Annotated in this window: 16 protein-coding genes; 3 read left to right on the forward strand and 13 right to left on the reverse strand. The window is 40.8% G+C overall.

Annotated elements, in window-relative coordinates; translation table 11 throughout:
* Window positions 1–16 precede the first annotated feature (16 nt).
* The 5 genes from QR40_RS10320 to QR40_RS10340 form a co-directional block, all read right to left on the reverse strand.
* Window positions 17–1,552, reverse strand: coding sequence for a response regulator transcription factor (locus tag QR40_RS10320; protein ID WP_044294783.1), 1,536 nt, complete (start codon window positions 1,550–1,552; stop codon window positions 17–19).
* Window positions 1,542–3,326 carry a sensor histidine kinase gene (locus tag QR40_RS10325; RefSeq protein ID WP_044294785.1) on the reverse strand — a complete coding sequence of 595 codons (1,785 nt, stop codon included), beginning with the start codon at window positions 3,324–3,326 and terminating at the stop codon, window positions 1,542–1,544. The genes QR40_RS10320 and QR40_RS10325 overlap by 11 nt, the downstream gene beginning before the upstream one ends.
* Window positions 3,327–3,484: 158 nt before the next feature.
* Entirely contained in the window at window positions 3,485–4,336 is an 852-nt protein-coding gene (locus tag QR40_RS10330) for a carbohydrate ABC transporter permease (RefSeq protein ID WP_044289423.1), read from the reverse strand.
* A gap of 18 nt (window positions 4,337–4,354) precedes the next feature.
* Window positions 4,355–5,242 carry a carbohydrate ABC transporter permease gene (locus QR40_RS10335; protein ID WP_052377830.1) on the reverse strand — a complete coding sequence of 296 codons (888 nt, stop codon included), beginning with the start codon at window positions 5,240–5,242 and terminating at the stop codon, window positions 4,355–4,357.
* A gap of 32 nt (window positions 5,243–5,274) precedes the next feature.
* Window positions 5,275–6,690: an ABC transporter substrate-binding protein gene (locus QR40_RS10340; RefSeq protein WP_027294525.1), complete on the reverse strand. Its 1,416-nt coding sequence runs from the start codon at window positions 6,688–6,690 to the stop codon at window positions 5,275–5,277.
* A 257-nt stretch (window positions 6,691–6,947) separates the two neighbouring features.
* On the opposite strand from QR40_RS10340, the gene QR40_RS10345 reads away from it, so the two are divergent.
* A complete protein-coding gene (locus tag QR40_RS10345; RefSeq protein WP_044294787.1) occupies window positions 6,948–7,676 on the forward strand; it encodes a DNA alkylation repair protein in 729 nt (242 codons plus the stop codon).
* A 33-nt stretch (window positions 7,677–7,709) separates the two neighbouring features.
* Window positions 7,710–8,306, forward strand: a complete 597-nt coding sequence (locus tag QR40_RS10350; RefSeq protein ID WP_044294790.1) for a TetR/AcrR family transcriptional regulator — start codon at window positions 7,710–7,712, stop codon at window positions 8,304–8,306.
* Window positions 8,307–8,447: 141 nt separating this feature from the next.
* On the opposite strand, the gene bioA is transcribed toward QR40_RS10350, so the two are convergent.
* The 8 genes from bioA to QR40_RS10390 all read right to left on the reverse strand — a co-directional run bounded on the left by bioA (window position 8,448) and on the right by QR40_RS10390 (window position 17,226).
* The gene (bioA, locus tag QR40_RS10355) at window positions 8,448–9,791 is read right to left on the reverse strand and encodes an adenosylmethionine--8-amino-7-oxononanoate transaminase (protein ID WP_044294791.1); all 1,344 of its coding nucleotides are present in this window, start codon (window positions 9,789–9,791) and stop codon (window positions 8,448–8,450) included.
* A gap of 162 nt (window positions 9,792–9,953) precedes the next feature.
* Complete coding sequence (gene bioD, locus QR40_RS10360) at window positions 9,954–10,634, reverse strand: dethiobiotin synthase (protein WP_027294529.1); 681 nt, start codon at window positions 10,632–10,634, stop codon at window positions 9,954–9,956.
* On the reverse strand, window positions 10,627–11,598 hold the full coding sequence (gene bioB, locus QR40_RS10365) for a biotin synthase BioB (protein ID WP_044294792.1): 972 nt from the start codon (window positions 11,596–11,598) through the stop codon (window positions 10,627–10,629). The genes bioD and bioB overlap by 8 nt, the downstream gene beginning before the upstream one ends.
* Window positions 11,599–11,614: 16 nt before the next feature.
* Window positions 11,615–12,184 (reverse strand): biotin transporter BioY, encoded by a 570-nt coding sequence (locus tag QR40_RS10370; protein WP_044295000.1) that lies wholly within the window; start codon window positions 12,182–12,184, stop codon window positions 11,615–11,617.
* A gap of 177 nt (window positions 12,185–12,361) precedes the next feature.
* On the reverse strand, window positions 12,362–12,760 hold the full coding sequence (locus QR40_RS10375) for a hypothetical protein (protein ID WP_027294532.1): 399 nt from the start codon (window positions 12,758–12,760) through the stop codon (window positions 12,362–12,364).
* A 55-nt stretch (window positions 12,761–12,815) separates the two neighbouring features.
* Entirely contained in the window at window positions 12,816–14,939 is a 2,124-nt protein-coding gene (locus QR40_RS10380) for a CocE/NonD family hydrolase (protein WP_044294793.1), read from the reverse strand.
* 15 nt (window positions 14,940–14,954) lie between these two features.
* The gene (locus QR40_RS10385; protein ID WP_027294534.1) at window positions 14,955–16,124 is read right to left on the reverse strand and encodes a DUF819 family protein; all 1,170 of its coding nucleotides are present in this window, start codon (window positions 16,122–16,124) and stop codon (window positions 14,955–14,957) included.
* 25 nt (window positions 16,125–16,149) lie between these two features.
* Window positions 16,150–17,226, reverse strand: a complete 1,077-nt coding sequence (locus QR40_RS10390) for a mandelate racemase/muconate lactonizing enzyme family protein (RefSeq protein WP_044294795.1) — start codon at window positions 17,224–17,226, stop codon at window positions 16,150–16,152.
* Between the two features lie 193 nt (window positions 17,227–17,419).
* On the opposite strand from QR40_RS10390, the gene QR40_RS10395 reads away from it, so the two are divergent.
* Complete coding sequence (locus tag QR40_RS10395) at window positions 17,420–17,986, forward strand: helix-turn-helix domain-containing protein (protein ID WP_027294536.1); 567 nt, start codon at window positions 17,420–17,422, stop codon at window positions 17,984–17,986.
* Window positions 17,987–18,009: the final 23 nt, after the last annotated feature.

Here is an 18,009-nt window from a genome sequence, read left to right on the forward strand (position 1 = left end):
CTACATTTTATTTTGTTTACCTTCTTTGCAAAGATCCGGATTGATACTCTGATGGTGTACAATTACAAAACAGTTTAAAACGTTTACTAAAATAAAACTGATCTGAGAATCCAGTCATCTCTGCAACCTCACTGCATCGGTATTGATCATCCCGTAATAATTCTTTTGCTTTTTCTATTCGTATCTCTTCCAGTCTCTGCATGATCGTCCTGCCTGTCTGCGTCTTAAAAACCCTTCTTATATAACTGTTTTCAAAGAATAAATTTTCTGCTATATTACTAACAGATAAATTTGCTTCACTGTAATGGCTCTGTAAGTATTTTTCAATTTTTGTAACCAATATTTCTTTTTTACTGCTTATCTGTATATAAGTGCAGTCTGTCAGCATTTCATATACATAATTTTTAATGATATCTTTTACCTGATGACAGGAAAAACAATCCTTTAATTCCGTAATTATACATTCTTGAGTCTGCATATAATCCGAAAGCTGATTTTCTTTATTATAATGAAAATAGGAACGGACTCCTATTGAAAGTGCATGATATATAGAAATCACATATTGAAACGAAAACATCTGGTTTTCCGATAGTCCAAACATTTTTTCTATAATCGTATCCACTTTTGCGTATTCTCTCATTTCAAAATACTTGATAAGTAAGTTCACATCCTGTGTGCTGTAAAATGTAACTTCTTTGCTTAGATTCTGTATGTCACTAAAACAGGCGATTTTTCCATCTACCTTGATACTGTTCTCGAAAACCATCTGTGCCTGTTTATAAGAATTCTGTAATTGATCCAATCCGGGTACAATATTCCCCATGGCCACCGAATCCAGCATGTAAGCCGCCTCATCTTTCAAAAGCTTCGCATAGCTTATTTTTATTTCATCCATAGATCTCTCGCCGGAATTCATTACATGTACAAGCGTAATGCAGCTCCCATCATTTCTCAGGCAATAATTCTCGATACCTATGCAGTTCAAATAATGATTTAATAGGTTCCTGATTACTGACAAATTATAATTAGCATAACCCTTTCTTATTTTTACCATGGTAACAAGCGACGGCGAACCTGTTTGGGCTATTTCTCCATTTATAATATCCAAATCAGGCTGGAATTCTATTATCCCCCTTAAAAATAACTCCTGCTGCATCTGTTTGTTTTTCTTTGACGTCTCAATGTCTTCTATACATTTGCCCAGTGCCTCCTGCAGTTCTTCTCCGTCAAAAGGTTTTAAAAGATAATCAAAAACATTAAGCTTAATCGCCTGATGTGCAAAAGAAAATTCATCATATGCTGTCATAATAATTACTCTTGATTCCAGGCTCCATGATTTGATTGCCTCACATGCCTCAAGTCCATTCATTCTGGACATATTGATATCCATAAATATGATATCCGGAATTTCTTTTTGAATAACCTGAAGCGCTTCTTCTCCGTCTTTTGCATATCCGCAAATAGAACACTTCATAGCGTCCCAGTCTATAATCTGGCTAAGGTAATCCAGATATATACTCTCATCATCCACCAACAGTACTTTATAGCTCATGCTCTTCACCCCTTTTTAAATTAATACACAAGACAATACTGGTGCCAAGCGGGGTATCTTCTAACTGAATACAGGTTCCTTCTCCATAAAAAATCTTTAAGCGTTCTGACACATTTTTTAATCCAAAACTTTCCGAATCCGTCTCTCGCTGTTCCCCGGATAATATCAGCGCAAACTTTTCCTTAGTCAGCCCTATGCCGTCATCGATCACACGGATGTAAGCCCACTCCTCCTCCAATTCTCCCGTTATCAGTATATGTCCCTTACCATTCCGGGGTTTGATTCCATGATAAATGGCATTTTCCACCAATGGCTGCAAGGTTAATTTAGGGATATGTAATGCACTTAATTCTTCCGGCATGGCAATGGAATAGCTCAGACTGTCCTGATAACGAACCGTTTGGATATCCAGATATTTCTGCAATGCATCCAGTTCCTGATCCAGCCAGACCCAGTCCAGTCCTTTATTCAAAACCAGACGGTAATATCCCGCCAGTAATTTTATCATCCGGCTGGCATCTGCATGACGTTTCATACTATTCAGACAAAATATGGTATCTAATGTATTATATAAGAAATGGGGTTTGATCTGGGCCTGCAAAAGTGCCAGCTCTAACTGTCTTTTTTCCTTCTTCTCATTTGTAATATCTTCAAACAGCTGCTGGTTCATATCAACCATCTGATTAAAACTGGAAATCAGTATACCTTCTTCGTTATGTGTATCAATATCCGGCAGCTTCTCCGGCAAAGATTTCGTGAATTTTCTCATATGTTCTGATAGTGCTGAGATCGGTCCGGCTATATGCCTGGCAATCATGATTGTAAGCATATAAAATATCATAAGCAATACCAGGCTGATACTGATGATCACAATAGTAATATTATTTACATCGGAGAGCATGGATTTCACATCTAAAACAGATACCAGATTCCATAAATCATTTACCTGATATTCACTGGTGTAATAGTTTCCTGTATCAGATATTTTCTCATCCAGCTTACGGATGATATTTTTTGAATAACCCAGTTGTGAATCATAAGCTGAAATCGCTTTAATATTGTTCATGGCGTCCCGGTCATCACTGGAAATCATCATTTGATTATAGTCCAGGAGATAAAACTCTACATCCTCACTGCTATTCTTATTTCGATAAATATCATAAATATTCTGCTCATCCAACTCCAATATCACATAGCCTATATCCGTGTTTTCTTTTACATCACGCAGCGTTTTTACATAGTGCAGGCTGAATTCTGAAAAGGCTGATTCCATTTGTAATGAATAATACCATTGTCCCGTAGTCGATATTCCCATAGAGTCAAACTGCTGAATTAAATCATCATTCCCGTCCGAGCAAATATAAGAACGGTTTCGATCCTTCTGGTAAAGATCCCCGTTACTATACAAAACAGCAATCTGACTGACATCGGGAAACATCAGGAAACTATTTTCAATAATATTTAATATCGTCTGTTTGGCTGCGCTGTCATATAAATCCGGGTACAGCGAATTATTTTTTTTCAGACCTGGGGTATTGTTTAAATTCACAATGACACTGTTGCAGCAGCTATTCAGATTTGTTGACAACATCCCGATTTGCTGCACAATCAGATTATCTTCATAGTTCCTTCCCTGAATGAGTTTCTCATACATCTGGTCTTTGTAAATCCCTCGCAGCCCAATGATGACACATACTGCAAATACTGTAAAAAATATAATAAAAGAATAGCTGATTCGCTGTTGAATCATCATGTTTTGTAATCTCTTTTTCATCCATTCCCTCCATCTTATTTTTAGCTGTATTAACATTGCCGGAGCGTGTTAAACAGGCTCCGGTACAGGCAATATCAAAATCTCTCCCGTACATTCAAAAGAATGCAAGTTTATATCATCTAATATTATAAAGGGATAGGAGTATCCCCACAATGAATTTAATTTTTCATTCCGGAAAAAGCCATGGCATCACTTACTTTATTGCTGAAAAATACATATAGCATGATTACCGGGAAACTTGCAATTACCAATGCTGCTCCAACCGGTCCCCAATCCGTAGAAAACTGCCCATAAAAACCTGCCAGTCCCAACGGAAGTGTTTTTAACTCATTTTTGGTAATTAAAATTAATGCCAGACTGAATTCATTCCAGTGGGATATAAACTGATAAATGATCAACACGGAAACCGCTGATTTCATCTGGGGTAATATGATACGAAAATAGGTTTTGCAAAAACCCGCTCCTTCCATGTAAGCGGACTCCTCTAACTCAATCGGCAGGCTTCGGTAAAAACCATAAAGAACCATCACGCCAAAGGGAAAGCTAAGAGCAACATAGGGAACAATCAAAGACCACAATGTATTTGTCAAATGTAGATTTTTCACCATAACAACCAGAGGTGTCATAACTGCCTGTATCGGTATAAACATTCCGGCTATTACCATAGAATGCAGTGCTTTTGTGGTTCGTACCCGCACTCTGGACACCACGTATGTAAACATCAGGCAAAACAGTATTCCAAGAAACATTGCAGCCAGCGAAACCCAGATGCTGTTTTTAAAATACAAAAGGATATCAAACTGTGTTACTGCTTTGATATAATTTCCCCATTGGGGTATCATGGGGGGACCAAAAGGATTCGTTACAAATATTTCTTCATTATTCTTCAATGAATAAAATCCCATCCAGATAACCGGATACAGACATATCGCTCCGTAGAGAATCATAATGGTATATACGATTATCCTGGAAGATTTTATTTTTCTCTCAGAAGATTTTATCTTCTTCATACCATACCTCCAAATCAGTTAATACTGCACATCAAAACGTTCTGTTAATTTATTTATAATAAGCATCATCCCTACACAAATCACCACTATAACTACTGCTATCGCACTTCCATAACCATATTTCTGCAGGCTGAATAATGCCTTATACATCATGATTGGCATAGTATAGCTGGAATTGCCGGGACCGCCTCCAGTCATCAGGTATATCATTTCGAATGCCCTGAATCCATAAGTAATGCACATAACCACACTGACTTTTATCGTGGACACTGTCAGGGGAAGGGTAATATGAAAAAATTGCTGTTTTTTATCCGCCCCGTCAATGATAGATGCTTCATAGTAAACATCAGGAACATTTTTCATTGCTGCATAAATAATCAGCATATGATATCCCATTCCTTTCCAGGATTCTGCTATCACAATTGCAATAATTCCTTTTACCGGTTCATTGAGCCAGTTCTGCTTCCAATCTGATCCTAACAAGCCGGACAGCTGGTTTACTAAACCAAAATCTCCATGGTAAATTGATATCCAAAGCTGAGCGACAACAGATACGGACAACAAAACCGGAAAGAAATATACATCTTTAAAAAACCGCTTCCCTTTAATCTTGAAATTCACAATAAAATATGCAAGTAGCGTTCCAATACCAATTTGATAAACAGTCAGTATTGCAGAATATAAAAGACTGTTCCGTATGGAAACATTCAAATCTCTGGATGTAAAAAGACGTTTATAATTACTTAGTCCATTAAAAACAGCTTTATTAATACCGTCCCATTCCGTAAAACTCATTGCTGCAGATTGTATCAGAGGGATCACTATAATTATGGAAAATAAGATTACAACCGGTGCAGCAAACAGAAACATAGCAGCTTTTTTCTTTTTAAATAACGGATTCATCATCTTACCCTTTCTTCCTTGAAAAGTTTCCTGATCTATTCACCAAGTGCCATAGAAATACGTTCCTCCAGATCTGCGATATAATCTTCGGGAGTACTTAATCCGGTAAGCAGCAATTCACAAGCATCTTCAAGACCGGTAATTAATTCCTGATTATTTAAAGCCCATTCATATTTAGTCGTAGATTCTATTTTATCAAGGCTGTCTGCATAAGCCTGGTATGCTTCTGCTCTTGGTTCTAATGGTTTTACCGGTTCTTTTCGTACACTGAGAGAACCAAGTTCTGCATTTGCTATATCTCTTGCCTCTAAAAATGATATCAACACTTTTTTAGAATATTCAACATATTTTCCTTTTGCACTTACACCATATCCTCCCATTGCACCGGTTCCGCCGGATTTTGTCCAATGCATTTCTTCTTCTTTTCCTGCGTCCGCAAAGGGATTATATTCAAAATATCCTATTTTATCTCCGTATCCCCCAACTGCCGCATCATTGAAAAACCAGCTGCCATTGACCAGCATACCCGCCTGTCCTGTCTCCAGTAATTCGAAAGCCTGACTGGCATTTGTATTTAATGCACCTTTGCCGATCAATCCCATAGAAACCAGCTCAGACAGCTTCTTAGCTGCTGCCAGATATTCAGGATCTGTAACTTTCGCAGTTCCATCATCTAAACCGGTAATGCCAAGTGGCTGGCCCTCCCCTATAACTGCCATATCAAACATCTGAAGCCCCGGCCATTTCTGCTGTGCAAACAGAGCCAAAGGTATCATCCCGTCCCCGCTTAATTTCTCTACCACATTTTTAAATTCATCAAAATTTTTCGGTTCACTCAGACCCAGTCTCGCAAATACTTCTTTATTATAGAACATCAGGCAGCACTCCGGTGTAGTTGATGATATAGCATAAAAATGTCCGTCAGCCGATCTTTTTACTTCAAAATTTCCGTCCAGATACTTATCAAAGAAACCCGTCTCTTCAATAACAGAATCTAATTCTGCTAAATCACCTGATTTCACCATCAGATCCGTTAATTGTCCGGTGCATTCAAATATATCCGGCAATTCTCCAACGGCTGCTCTTGTTTTTAAGACACTTCCATCCGAATCCGTCCGATGTTCAATATTTATCTTTAAATCCGGATATGTCTCTTTCATAATCTCCAGTGCTCTGTCAACCTGTTCTATTGCACTGTCTGCATAATAGGTGTAAAGTGTCAATTCCGATGGGATATCGCCCTCACTTTTCTCTCCGGCTGATTTTCCGGCTTTTTCCGTTTCGCCACCGGCCTTTTCTGTCCCACTGGCTGATTCTTTCGATACTGCTTCTGTCCCGTTAGTCCGGGACTCTTTTGTTTCAGATGTTTCTGTGGCAGCACCGCAGCCTGCTGCTATCATTGATGCTGCAACTGCCATTGACAACAATTTTACTAATAATCCTTTTTTCATACCCTGCTTCTCCTTTGCTTCTCATCTTTTTCTGTTACTTGTTCTGTATACATATTTTACCAAATATAAATCTAATTTGAAATGTATCAGCCGTGTGTGAGATGTAATATTTGTGCTTTTTACTTTCCGTTTCCAAGAACCAAAATCAGACTTTAATCTGCTGCCCATTGACGGTTACAAAAGCTGAAAAAACAATTTGACGTACATACTGTACGTATGTTAATATAAGATAAAGCATTGAAAAGGAGGTAATACATATGAAGCACAAAGAGCATTACAATGACGAATATGTTCTGGAACTTTCTTCAAAACTGTACTCAGTAATGCCCCACTTCAACTCACAGAACTTTTGCAGTGACTTAATCGGAAATCTTGACGACAAAGAATTATTTGCAAGGTTTGACTGTATTGTTGATGCCATGGAAAAAAGCATGGGGAATGATTATATGAAAAATATACAAACCTTTTATGAGCTGCTGGGCCCGGAATTAACACAGCCGGAAGGAATGTTTAACCTTGGATGGTGGCTCTGGCCTATTGGGAGATACGTTGAACGTAACGGAATCGAAAACTGGAAGGAGTCTCTGGCTTTCCTAAAAGAATTGACAAAACGTTTTACTGGTGAGTTTGCTATCCGTCCTCTGCTGAAGGAGCATCCAGGTGAAGTAATGGATGAGCTGATCCTCTGGACACATGATGATAATGTTCATGTGCGCAGGCTTGCCAGTGAAGGTGTAAGAATACGCTTGCCCTGGGGTATAAAACTTCTTTCCGCATTGGATGAATTTGAACGGTACACAGAAATACTCACTAATTTAAAAGATGATCCTGAAATGTTTGTACAAAAAAGCGTTGGCAATAATCTGAATGATTTATATCGGGAATCGCCGGAGAAGGCAGATCTTATCATTGCACAATGGAGGAAAACACCCTCCAGCAAAGCACAGGAATGGATCATCAAACACGGAATGAGAAATCAAAAGTAAGGAAAAATTAAAAATAAGGAGGAGTTTACAGTAATGAAAAGAGAAGAAGCCAGACAAAAGACAACATCAGCCTTATTGAAAATTGCAAGAAAACATTTTACACAACATGGATACTATGATGTATCTCTGGAAAAAATTGCTGAGGAAGCTGACGTGACACGGGGAGCGGTGTATCACCATTTTAAGAATAAACAGGGACTTTTCCTTGCGGTACTGGAGATTGTTCAAAAAGATATTGCAAAACATATTGAAAAAGAAGCATTAAAAAGTGATGATCCGTGGCAGCAGCTTACATTTGGATGTCTGGGTTTTGTGAAAGGCGCCAATGCAAAAAACTGCAGGCGTATCCTGTTGGTGGACGCCCCTGTTGTGATCGGCTGGGATGCCTGGAGAAAAGCAGACCTTGAAAATTCAATGGATGTATTGCAGACGCATATTGACTTGTTAAAACATCAGGGTTACCTGGCGGATGACGTTGATACAAAATTAATGACCTATTGCATTTCAGGTGCATTGAATGAGTTGGCGTTAAATTACCCGGTGCATAAAACTGCCGAGATCAATCAAAAAATAGGGCTTACGATAGAATATATGGTTAATGGATATAGAAAAAATATTCTGCAACAGTAAGCGCTGTACGTTTGGGATCTGCTGATTAAGAGACGTTTTTACACGGGCATTCGCTGAGAAATCCTGATGCATCTCTCGGCTCAGTGCCCGCTTAGTATCCGATTGGAGCCAGTCGAATACTTTCTTCAATAAATACTACAATCAGACTTTCAATACTTCACGAACTGACTCCCTGCACATATTTACTGCCTTATCGATTTCTTCCTCATTAATAATCAGCGGCGGATTAAAATAAAGTACATTGCCAAGAGGACGTAGGATCAGGCCCTTCTTTAACGCTTCCTTATATATCTGATAACCCATGCGCAGCTGGGAAGGGTAATCTGACTTTGTCTTTTTATCCGGCGTCAGCTCTATGGCATTGATTAATCCAAGATGTCTTATTTCCCCTACATTGGGATGATCCAAAAAAGCTTCTTCTATTTTTTTGTTCAAATAAATTGCTCTTGTGGCAGCCTGTTCTAATATATGGTCTTCCCGCAGTATTTTCTGTACCGCAAGCCCTGCCGAACATCCCAGAGGATTGCCGCTGTATGTATGGCTGTGCATAAAAGCTTTTCCTTCACTGTAATCGGCATAAAAAGCATCATAGATCTGATCCGTAGTTATGGTAATTGCCATTGGTATATAGCCCCCGGTAAGTCCTTTGGAGACGCACATAATGTCCGGACTGACTCCCGCATAATCGAAAGCAAACATCCTGCCGGTACGGCCAAATCCCGTTGCGATTTCATCGGCGATTAAAAGTACCTGATAACGGTCGCAAAGCCGGCGCAGTTTCTTTAAATAAACCGGAGGATACATCCGCATTCCAGCGCTGCCCTGGAGCAAAGGCTCTACAATCATTGCACAGGTCTCATCTGCAAATTCCTCAAATGCTTTTTCGGCATGGCAGATGCACTCTCCATCGCAATCATCCCTGCATTTTCCAAAGGGACACCGATAACAGTCCGGAGCTTCTATCCGTATGGTATCCATTAGCATCGGCTGATAAATTTTAGCGTAGAGGTCCATGCTGCCAACGGACAGAGCACCGATGGTTTCCCCATGGTATCCTTCGCTCAGGCACATGAATCTCGTCTTCTTTGGATGTCCGGTCTGATACTGGTACTGGAATGCCATCTTCAGAGCACACTCTACTGCTGCAGATCCATTGTCGGAAAAGTTAAATTTGCAGAGTCCCTCCGGCAATATCCCAGCCAGCTCTTCACATAATTTTATTGCAGGTTCATGGGTAAAGTTTGCAAATATTACATGCTCCAGCTGATCCAGCTGCTGCTTCATCCCTTCATTTATTTTCGGATTACAATGTCCCAGAAGATTGCACCACCAGGAACTCACAATATCAAGATAGGATTTTCCATCCTTGTCATATAAATATACGCCTTTTCCACGATCAATTACAATTGGCTTTAATTCTTCATAGTCTTTCATCTGGGAACATGGATGCCAGATATACTTTAGGTCCTTCTCAATTAAATTCATATTTATCACCCTGTATAGCGCAAGCTAGCTTGGGCTATTCCTTAATTAGTAGTTTGAAACGATTTTTGTTTCACACTTATCACCTTGTATAGCACAAGCTGGCTTGCGCTATTCCTTAATTAGTAGTTTGAATGTAAATTTTCTTTAAAACTTCTTCCTCCGTTACTCATATAATTGCATCAGCTTTGGTAATTCTATATCCAGATCCCCGGACTCATCCTCCACACATGCAATTACCGGTATGCCGCTTCTGTGTTCAATCATTTTTTTATTATCTTCTTCCATGGGATTTTGAGGATGATAATGATTTAAGATAATACCTTTTACCGGCAATCCCTTCTGCCTCATATATTCAACTGTCAGTACTGCCGCATTAATTGTACCAAGTCCGGCATCTGCAATGAGGATTGAACTCAGGCCCAGGGTTTTAATAATATCCTCCAGCCAGATTTCCTTTTCATCAAAACAGACCGGACAAAGGATTCCACCGCTTCCTTCCATGGTAACATAATCATAATGACGGCAAAGTTCTGCATATTTTTGTTTTACAACTTCCAAATTTACCGGATTTCCTTCTATTCTTGAAGCCAGATGTGGAGAAACTGCATTTTCATATACATAAGGAATCATATCAGACAGCTTCATATCAATGCCTGAAATTTTCCTGACCATATCCGCATCCCCCGGAATGAGACCTTTTTCTGATCTTACATTTCCACTGGCAGCCGCCTTGAAATAAGCCACTTTTTTCCCTGCTTCGTGCAGTTTTTTTACTATGAGTGCCGTAATAAAAGTTTTCCCCACATCGGTGCCTGTTCCTGTTATAAATATACTCTTACCCATGATACAGCACCGCCTTATACCCTAATTTTTCTAACATCTCCATATCCTGCCGGATACTGATCCCTGACGTGGTCAGCATGTCTCCCGATATGGCTGCATTGGCACCGGAGGAAAAGCACTGCTCACCTTTGTCCGTCAGAAGTCCTCTTCCACCCGCCAGCCGAATAGACGCATCCGGAATCAGAAATCGAAAAACAGCTGTTATCCTGCACATTTCATCATTAGATAATATTTCTTTTCCCTCATATGGGGTCCCTGGAATAGGATTCAGAAGATTTACCGGAATGGATTTTACACCCAGATCCCTCAGTGTCAGCACCATGTCAATACGATCCTCCATAGTTTCTCCAAGCCCCATGATGCCTCCGCTGCAGATACTTAAACCAGCTCTTTTTGCAGCAAGCAATGCCTCTATTTTATCGTCATAAGTATGGGTTGTACAAATCTCTTTGAAATAGCGCCTGGATGATTCCAGATTGTTATGTACTCTGGTAGCTCCCGCCTGCCGGATCTTGCGGTATTGTGTCTCATTCAACAACCCAAAGGACACACAGACAGCGATATTTGATTCCTTTCTGATCTGACGTATACTTTCACAGACCTGGTCTATTTCCTCTTCACTTAACCTTTTTCCGGATGTGACAATTGAATAACGGAGTACACCGCGCTCTTCATTATAGACTGCCTGACTTACGATCTCTTCAGATGACATCAGCGGATAGGATTCTGTTTTCGCCGGATAATAAGCGGACTGGGCACAGTATTTACAGTCTTCCGAACATCTTCCGCTTTTCCCGTTTATGATGGTACAGATATCAAATGCATTTTCACAGAATTTTTTTCGTATATCATCCGCTGCCCTGCAAAGTTCTTCCAGCGGCGCCTCAGCCAAAAACATCGCCTCCTCCTTGTTTATCGTACCTGAGTTCCAAATTTTCTCCTTTAAACCTTCTACACTATACAATGCTGCTCCTCCTCTTTCATAAAAGCTGGTTGATAACCGGCTTTAATCTTTTTGCAATGAACGCTGCCAGAAAACAAAGACAAATATCTCCCGGTACCGCCAGAATGAAACAATATAAAATCAATGGCCAAAGACCGATTGGCATATCAATGACAAAATTACAAATCAGATAGTAATACAGCATTCCTACGCCGTATACGATTGCAAGCCCTGTAAAATTGGCGGCAAGTATCCTGCCCATATGTAAACTGCCTGCTTTTCTAACCATGTGTCCCGTCACAAAACTGGCAATTGCAAATCCAATTATATATCCGAAACTCGGTTTGAAAATATAACCGATACCGCCTCCTTCGGAAAATACCGGCAAGCCGGCGAGCCCCAGTATCAGGTATACAAATACGCTTAGTGCTCCAAGTTTACCACCCAGTAAAAGTCCGGCCAGCATGGTAAATAAAAATTGCAGTGTAAAGGGAACTACCGGAACCGGAATCTTTATAAATGCTCCTGCAGCAATCAATGCCGTAAACAACGCACACATTACCATATCACTTGTTTTCAATCGTTTTTTCAATTTTTCACCTCCCATAAATATAATATCTGTTCTCATCTGAATAACTGTTACACCAGTAAATATATAATAGCCCCGTCCTATTGTCAACTAATTTATTTTTTTGGTTAACAATATGCAAATGAGAAAACCGCTGATCTTTTGACCAGCGGCTTACCTACTTAAAAATAATTAATAAAATAGAAAAATAAAAATTTACACAGTAACCATTTCCAGATATTCTTTCGCCTGGGAAAAACTTTCCACCTTTTTCACTGCAAAATATTTCTTGAATTCTTTAGTCCACATATCCATTTCTTCTTCAATTTCATTTACTTCATTCATGATAAAAACTACATATCTGCAATCCGTCTTTGCCATTTCCGGAAGCAGAAAGGAGAATCCCCATTCCACATCCGCTTTTTCATCCTCAAATCCATTCTGTGCATCGATCACAAAATTGCTGCCTGGATTTTCACGTAATAAATTCAGCGCAAATGTTGTAGGGTTTCTGTAGTCACCAAAACAACAAAACTTTTTCCACTTTAAAAATACTATATTTTCTTTGTCAAGATACTTCACATTGCTAAATTCAGAATCAAATTCATTAGCCATATCTTCTCCCTGCTTTCTTTCCTGTTATAAACAATTTTATTATAATTATAACATTTTACAGTGCTTCTTCCACCCTAATCTCCACAGACGAAGGGTACTGTTTACCATAATAGACCGTATTCTGAGCTACCATGAATTCTTCACTGTCAAATCCACCTGTGGTATTACTGTTTGGAAAAATAAAGTTCTTCGCACTGGATGTAATCGTCAGGCGGATCCGGTGACCGGGCTGAAAGGTATTGGAAATCTTTGTGGTTCTGATTTGAATGGGATACACCTTCCCCGGTTCCATAAATACAGGTTGTTCAAATCCTTCCCGGTACCTGGCACACAGCATACCGTCAGCCAGTTTAATGGAACGCCCGTCTTCCTGTACATCCGTGATACGTACAATAAAATCCGTGTCAGGTGCATCCGAAGAGATGTATAATTTAACCAGCATATCTCCGGTAATGGTAACTGCCTTTTTTAAAACAGGCGTACTGTAGACCAGTACATCATTTCGTTTCTCTTCCTCTGTATAATCTTCCGGAACTTCCAGCTCATTTTCCGACATGTCAATCAGATGCACAGCGGGATTTTCCGGATCATAGCTATAAGTATCACTGCCATCTGCACCCGGATTACCGGTCAGCATGCCATTTGATTTTCCGTTTAAACTGTTTCCAGCTGCTTCACTTGCCGCATTGCCTGTCCCCGAAAGATAAAGCACCTTCTTCTTAGCACGCTCTATCGGCCACCGGTCCGCCTGTTTCCACTTATTCTCGCCCAGTGTATAATACTCTACCGGAGAAGTGCTGCAGATCCCGTTGTCCCGTCCTTTCAGAAAATGATCAATCCACTTGAAAAACATCAGGTCAATATCAAATCGTACTGTATCCATGCCCATGTGAATTCCATGAATATCATAATTAGCATTGCCGCTGTGCATCCATGGACCAAGAATCACTTTTCGCATTCCCTCCGGATAGTCCTTTGTAAGTTCCAGCGCCTGAGTGGTTCCCATCCCATTATCATCAAACCATCCTGACATAATCAGAGCAGGCACAATACGCTGTTTGGGATTCCTGGCCTGCCAGTCCGAACGCTTCCACAGTTCATCATTATCCGTATGCTTCAGCCATTTCTGTAAGAAGGGAATATCATAACCCAGTGCCTCAGGAGCTACCTGGGACAAGGGACGGATATTCAGAACCTTTTCCCAATCATCCCGTACCATAAGGGCCGGATCCATTTTCTTCTTAGACATGGCAAACGACCATGCCAGCATTCCGGAGGTGAAGCATCCGCCTCTTCTTGGTACATCCACAAATGCACTTCCCGCACATACGATGCTTAAGATAGCACACAGATAAGGGTTTTGACTGGCTGCCGCTGCCCATTGTACATACCCCAGATAGGAACCTCCTACCATCCCAACCTTCTGATTGCTGAACTGCTGCGCAGCAATCCAGTTCAGAGTATCATCGCCATCTTCCACTTCATAATAATTAGGAAGGAACTCTCCACCGCTTAAGTTTCGCCCACGGACATCCTGAATCACAACCGCATATCCACGCTGTACATAGCGGAAATAATTTTCTGCACCGGATTCTTTTTCGTAAGGAGTACGCACCAGCATGGTTGGAAACGGACCATCCCCGTTCCCCGGAAGATAGACATCGGTTGACAGTGTAATTCCATCCCGGGTGATTACATCATACATCCCGGCATACCTGACCGGACAGGGCTTGTGGTATCTGCCGTCATAATTTATCCAATCCTTCAGTACAGTTTTTTTCTCATACCCATCCCGTACCAGTATCCAGGCACATTCCCTGTTCGGGCAGATTACCCCGGCCAGAACTGATTCCGATACCAGGAAATTCTGAGGGAACTTGATATCTCTCTGTCCCCAGATGCCATCTAGCCTTTTCGTATAGCGCTCCGCAAATGGCGTATCCGCTTCAGGCTGGTCACAGCCGGTGAAAATCTTTTCATAAGTATCTTTACGCCTTAGAAACCTCAATATATCCAGTCGGCTCATCTGCTTATATTTTTCATTCACCGCTTCATCAAATACAACCGTTTCTGTCAGTATCCCGCTGGTAAAATCCAATGTTCTGCAATAAAATCCGTCCGCTTCCTGCCAGAAGATTCCATACAATATTCCCGAAGTATAAAACTTCCACTGAACCATATCTCTGCCTCCCTTTTAAGCTCCGATCAGCATTTTAATCAGATACGCAACACCAATTCCCACATAGTTTCCGCATACTCCGCCAATTACACCCATAATCAGACCGATTCCCACAAGGGAATTCCATCCTCCGCCGGACGCTACCAGCGCAGCCGTAGGCCCGTCTGCAATCGCTCCTGTAATAGACAATACAGCATATTCATACTTCACTTTGAACAGGCGCAGAATCAGAAGATGAAGTGCCATTGCACCAAAAATTACACATGCACAAAACAGCGTAATTGCCAGTGTGGATCCAAAAAATGCCCGGATGTCCACCATAAAACCAATGGTAGAGAGATACATCATACCGAATAACAGTCCGAGGCTCATATTTCCTTTCAGCTTCTTTACCATAGGTAATTGTGCCATAATCAGAGAAATCGTTGTATTTAAAAGAATTTTACCGGCACTCATAAAAGACTCTGGGAAAAGCTTAGCTGATATGATTCCTGCCACTGTAGAGATCGTAATGGCAAGTGCCAGCAGATAAGCAATATCCCGGATGCTCCAGGTATCCGATCCCATCAGACTGCCTGAGCCGTCACTTTCCTGGCGTTCTGCTTCGGTGTAATGGTAAGGCCATACTCTTTCAATCCATTTCATTTTCCGAAGGATAGCCGGCATTGCAAATAAAAGAATCAGTACCGGGATTCCGATTACATAATCAGCTGCATTTGCAGAAGCAATGGTTTCCTGTGCAGCATTAAGCCCTACTGCTATTGCCGTCAGATTTGCGCTTCCGCCTGTGTAGGTACCTACGAACATCCCTGCAACTTTCCAGCCTTCCGGAATGACATTTCCAAATACTACCCCAAATATGACACTGATGATGCTCACACTGAAAACCGCACAGATAATAGCGATCCATGGCTGCCTGGAAAGCTTTTTCAAGCCCTGGAAATCCACATTCAGCAGATACAGCGATACTGATATTGGAATACAATATGTCCCCAGCGTACCATATAATTCATGGCTGCCCGGCACAATTTTCAAGTTGGATAAAATAATCCCGATCACGATCACGGTCAGTACCGGACCGATGCTTTTCAGGGCGGAATACTTTTGCAGCCACATACTGAAAGCGATCATGATAAATACAACCGCCAGCAAACTTTCCGTCGAATTAAAAATAGGTAATGTCATTTTATAAACCCTCCTCCTTAGTCTTCTAGAAATTAATATCTAATCCAAATCCCGGCTTATCTGAAAGGGTAAAGATATCTCCCTCCCTGGTAAACCCGCCGCTCATGCCCGTTGATTCATCCTTATAATACAGAAAGCTGTCGCAGTCCGCCTCGGTAATATTCTGCTTGGATGCAACCAGACTCAGTCCGGCAGTGATGGCAAGTTTTGTTTCCAGCATACACCCAACCATACATTTTACTCCATTAGCCATTGCGATTGCATTGATCTGTTCTGCCTGATAGAGGCCGCCGCATTTCATCAGTTTGATATTCAAGGTATCGGCAGCACCCAGCCTGCAGGCTTTTGCTGCATCAATCGGGCTGTGAATAGACTCATCCAGCATAACCTTGATTCCTCTTGCTTTTTGGCGAATACAGGCTGCGCCTTCCATATCCCAATCCACAAGGCATTGTTCCACAGCTTCAACACCCGCCTTTTCAAATGCATCCAGTGCTTTTACCGCATCGCTTACACAATATCCCTGATTAGCATCCACCCTGAGACGGATATGGGGTCCTACCGCTTCCCGGATTTTATGTATATTTTCTATGTCCTTTTCCAGATTGCTTCCCGTCTTAATCTTCAGGATATGATATCCTTCTTCCTGCACGTAATGTCTGGCCTTTTCTACCATTTTTTCAGTTTCGTCCATGCCAATGGTTATATCGTTGACTACCTGGTTTGCAAATCCGCCCAGTACCTTATATACAGGCTGTCCCATCACTTTGCCGCGGATATCATAAAGCGCCAGGTCAATTGCACATTTTGCAGAAGTATTTCCTGCAATTGCACCATTCATAAGAGCATGTATCCTTTCAATATTCAGAGGATCCTCCCCGATCAGTCCCTGACGGAACATCTGAAGTGCCGCTATAACCCCTTCAATGGTTTCACCGGTCACAAATGCCAGCGGTGCTGCCTCACCATATCCCGCAATCCCTTCGTCCGTAATGATTTTCACCAGTACATTTTCAGAATAATCAATAACAGCAAATGCTACCCGGAAAGGCTCGCTTAACTGAATCCGAATTTTTTCCAACTTCAAATCAACAATCTTCATATCCGCTTCTCCTTTTTTATAAATACTAAACTTTTTATAAATATTTTAGATTTATATTACTATTTATATAATTATATGTCAATTGTTTTCTGAAATTTTAGTATTACTTAAAATGTTTCCCTTTTATTTTTAGATATGCTATAATCAAATAAAATACAGACTAAATCACAGACACTACTATCAGGAGGATACCATGCTTGGTAATAAACTTAAACAATATCGAAAAAAAGCAAATTTAACATTGAAAATCATGGCTGAAGAAACCGGTCTTTCCATTGGCTACATATCCCAGGTAGAAAACGGGCAGGTAGAACCCTCCCTCTCATCCCTTCGAAAGCTTGCCAAAGCTCTGGATGTACCGCTTTATCTGTTGCTGGACTATGAAGAAGATGAGGCACTTACAATTCGGGAAGACCGGCAGATTCGTATGCACAACCACCAGGAATCTGTTACTTATCATTTTCTAAGCCCCCTCCCTTCCCATAAATTTATGCCCCAAAGCCTGATGATCCGGTTTACCATCGAACCCCATACACAGGATTCGGAACTTCCGGTTGTCCATCATTCCGAGGAAATCGTAACTGTTCTGTCGGGAACATTAACCCTTCTTGTGGGAAATGATGAAATTATATTAAAAAAAGGGGATTCTTCATTGATTAAAGAAGATATCCCGCATTTATTCAGAAATGACCATGATACGATGGTGGAAGGCATTTCAAGCCTCACACCTCCCGTCTGGGGGAATATGGCTTTGAATTAATCAGACTTCCCGGTAATTTATAC

It is taken from the genome of Robinsoniella peoriensis, assembly GCF_000797495.1.
In the GTDB taxonomy this organism is placed as follows: Bacteria; Bacillota; Clostridia; order Lachnospirales; family Lachnospiraceae; genus Robinsoniella; species Robinsoniella peoriensis.

Coding starts and splice junctions, on each gene's coding strand:
- QR40_RS10320 (WP_044294783.1), bottom strand. CDS start 1,552: ATGAGCTATAAAGTACTGTTGGTGGATGATGAGAGTATATATCTGGAT.
- QR40_RS10325 (WP_044294785.1), bottom strand. CDS start 3,326: ATGAAAAAGAGATTACAAAACATGATGATTCAACAGCGAATCAGCTAT.
- QR40_RS10330 (WP_044289423.1), bottom strand. CDS start 4,336: ATGAAGAAGATAAAATCTTCTGAGAGAAAAATAAAATCTTCCAGGATA.
- QR40_RS10335 (WP_052377830.1), bottom strand. CDS start 5,242: ATGATGAATCCGTTATTTAAAAAGAAAAAAGCTGCTATGTTTCTGTTT.
- QR40_RS10340 (WP_027294525.1), bottom strand. CDS start 6,690: ATGAAAAAAGGATTATTAGTAAAATTGTTGTCAATGGCAGTTGCAGCA.
- QR40_RS10345 (WP_044294787.1), top strand. CDS start 6,948: ATGAAGCACAAAGAGCATTACAATGACGAATATGTTCTGGAACTTTCT.
- QR40_RS10350 (WP_044294790.1), top strand. CDS start 7,710: ATGAAAAGAGAAGAAGCCAGACAAAAGACAACATCAGCCTTATTGAAA.
- bioA (WP_044294791.1), bottom strand. CDS start 9,791: ATGAATTTAATTGAGAAGGACCTAAAGTATATCTGGCATCCATGTTCC.
- bioD (WP_027294529.1), bottom strand. CDS start 10,634: ATGGGTAAGAGTATATTTATAACAGGAACAGGCACCGATGTGGGGAAA.
- QR40_RS10370 (WP_044295000.1), bottom strand. CDS start 12,184: ATGGGAGGTGAAAAATTGAAAAAACGATTGAAAACAAGTGATATGGTA.
- QR40_RS10375 (WP_027294532.1), bottom strand. CDS start 12,760: ATGGCTAATGAATTTGATTCTGAATTTAGCAATGTGAAGTATCTTGAC.
- QR40_RS10380 (WP_044294793.1), bottom strand. CDS start 14,939: ATGGTTCAGTGGAAGTTTTATACTTCGGGAATATTGTATGGAATCTTC.
- QR40_RS10385 (WP_027294534.1), bottom strand. CDS start 16,124: ATGACATTACCTATTTTTAATTCGACGGAAAGTTTGCTGGCGGTTGTA.
- QR40_RS10390 (WP_044294795.1), bottom strand. CDS start 17,226: ATGAAGATTGTTGATTTGAAGTTGGAAAAAATTCGGATTCAGTTAAGC.
- QR40_RS10395 (WP_027294536.1), top strand. CDS start 17,420: ATGCTTGGTAATAAACTTAAACAATATCGAAAAAAAGCAAATTTAACA.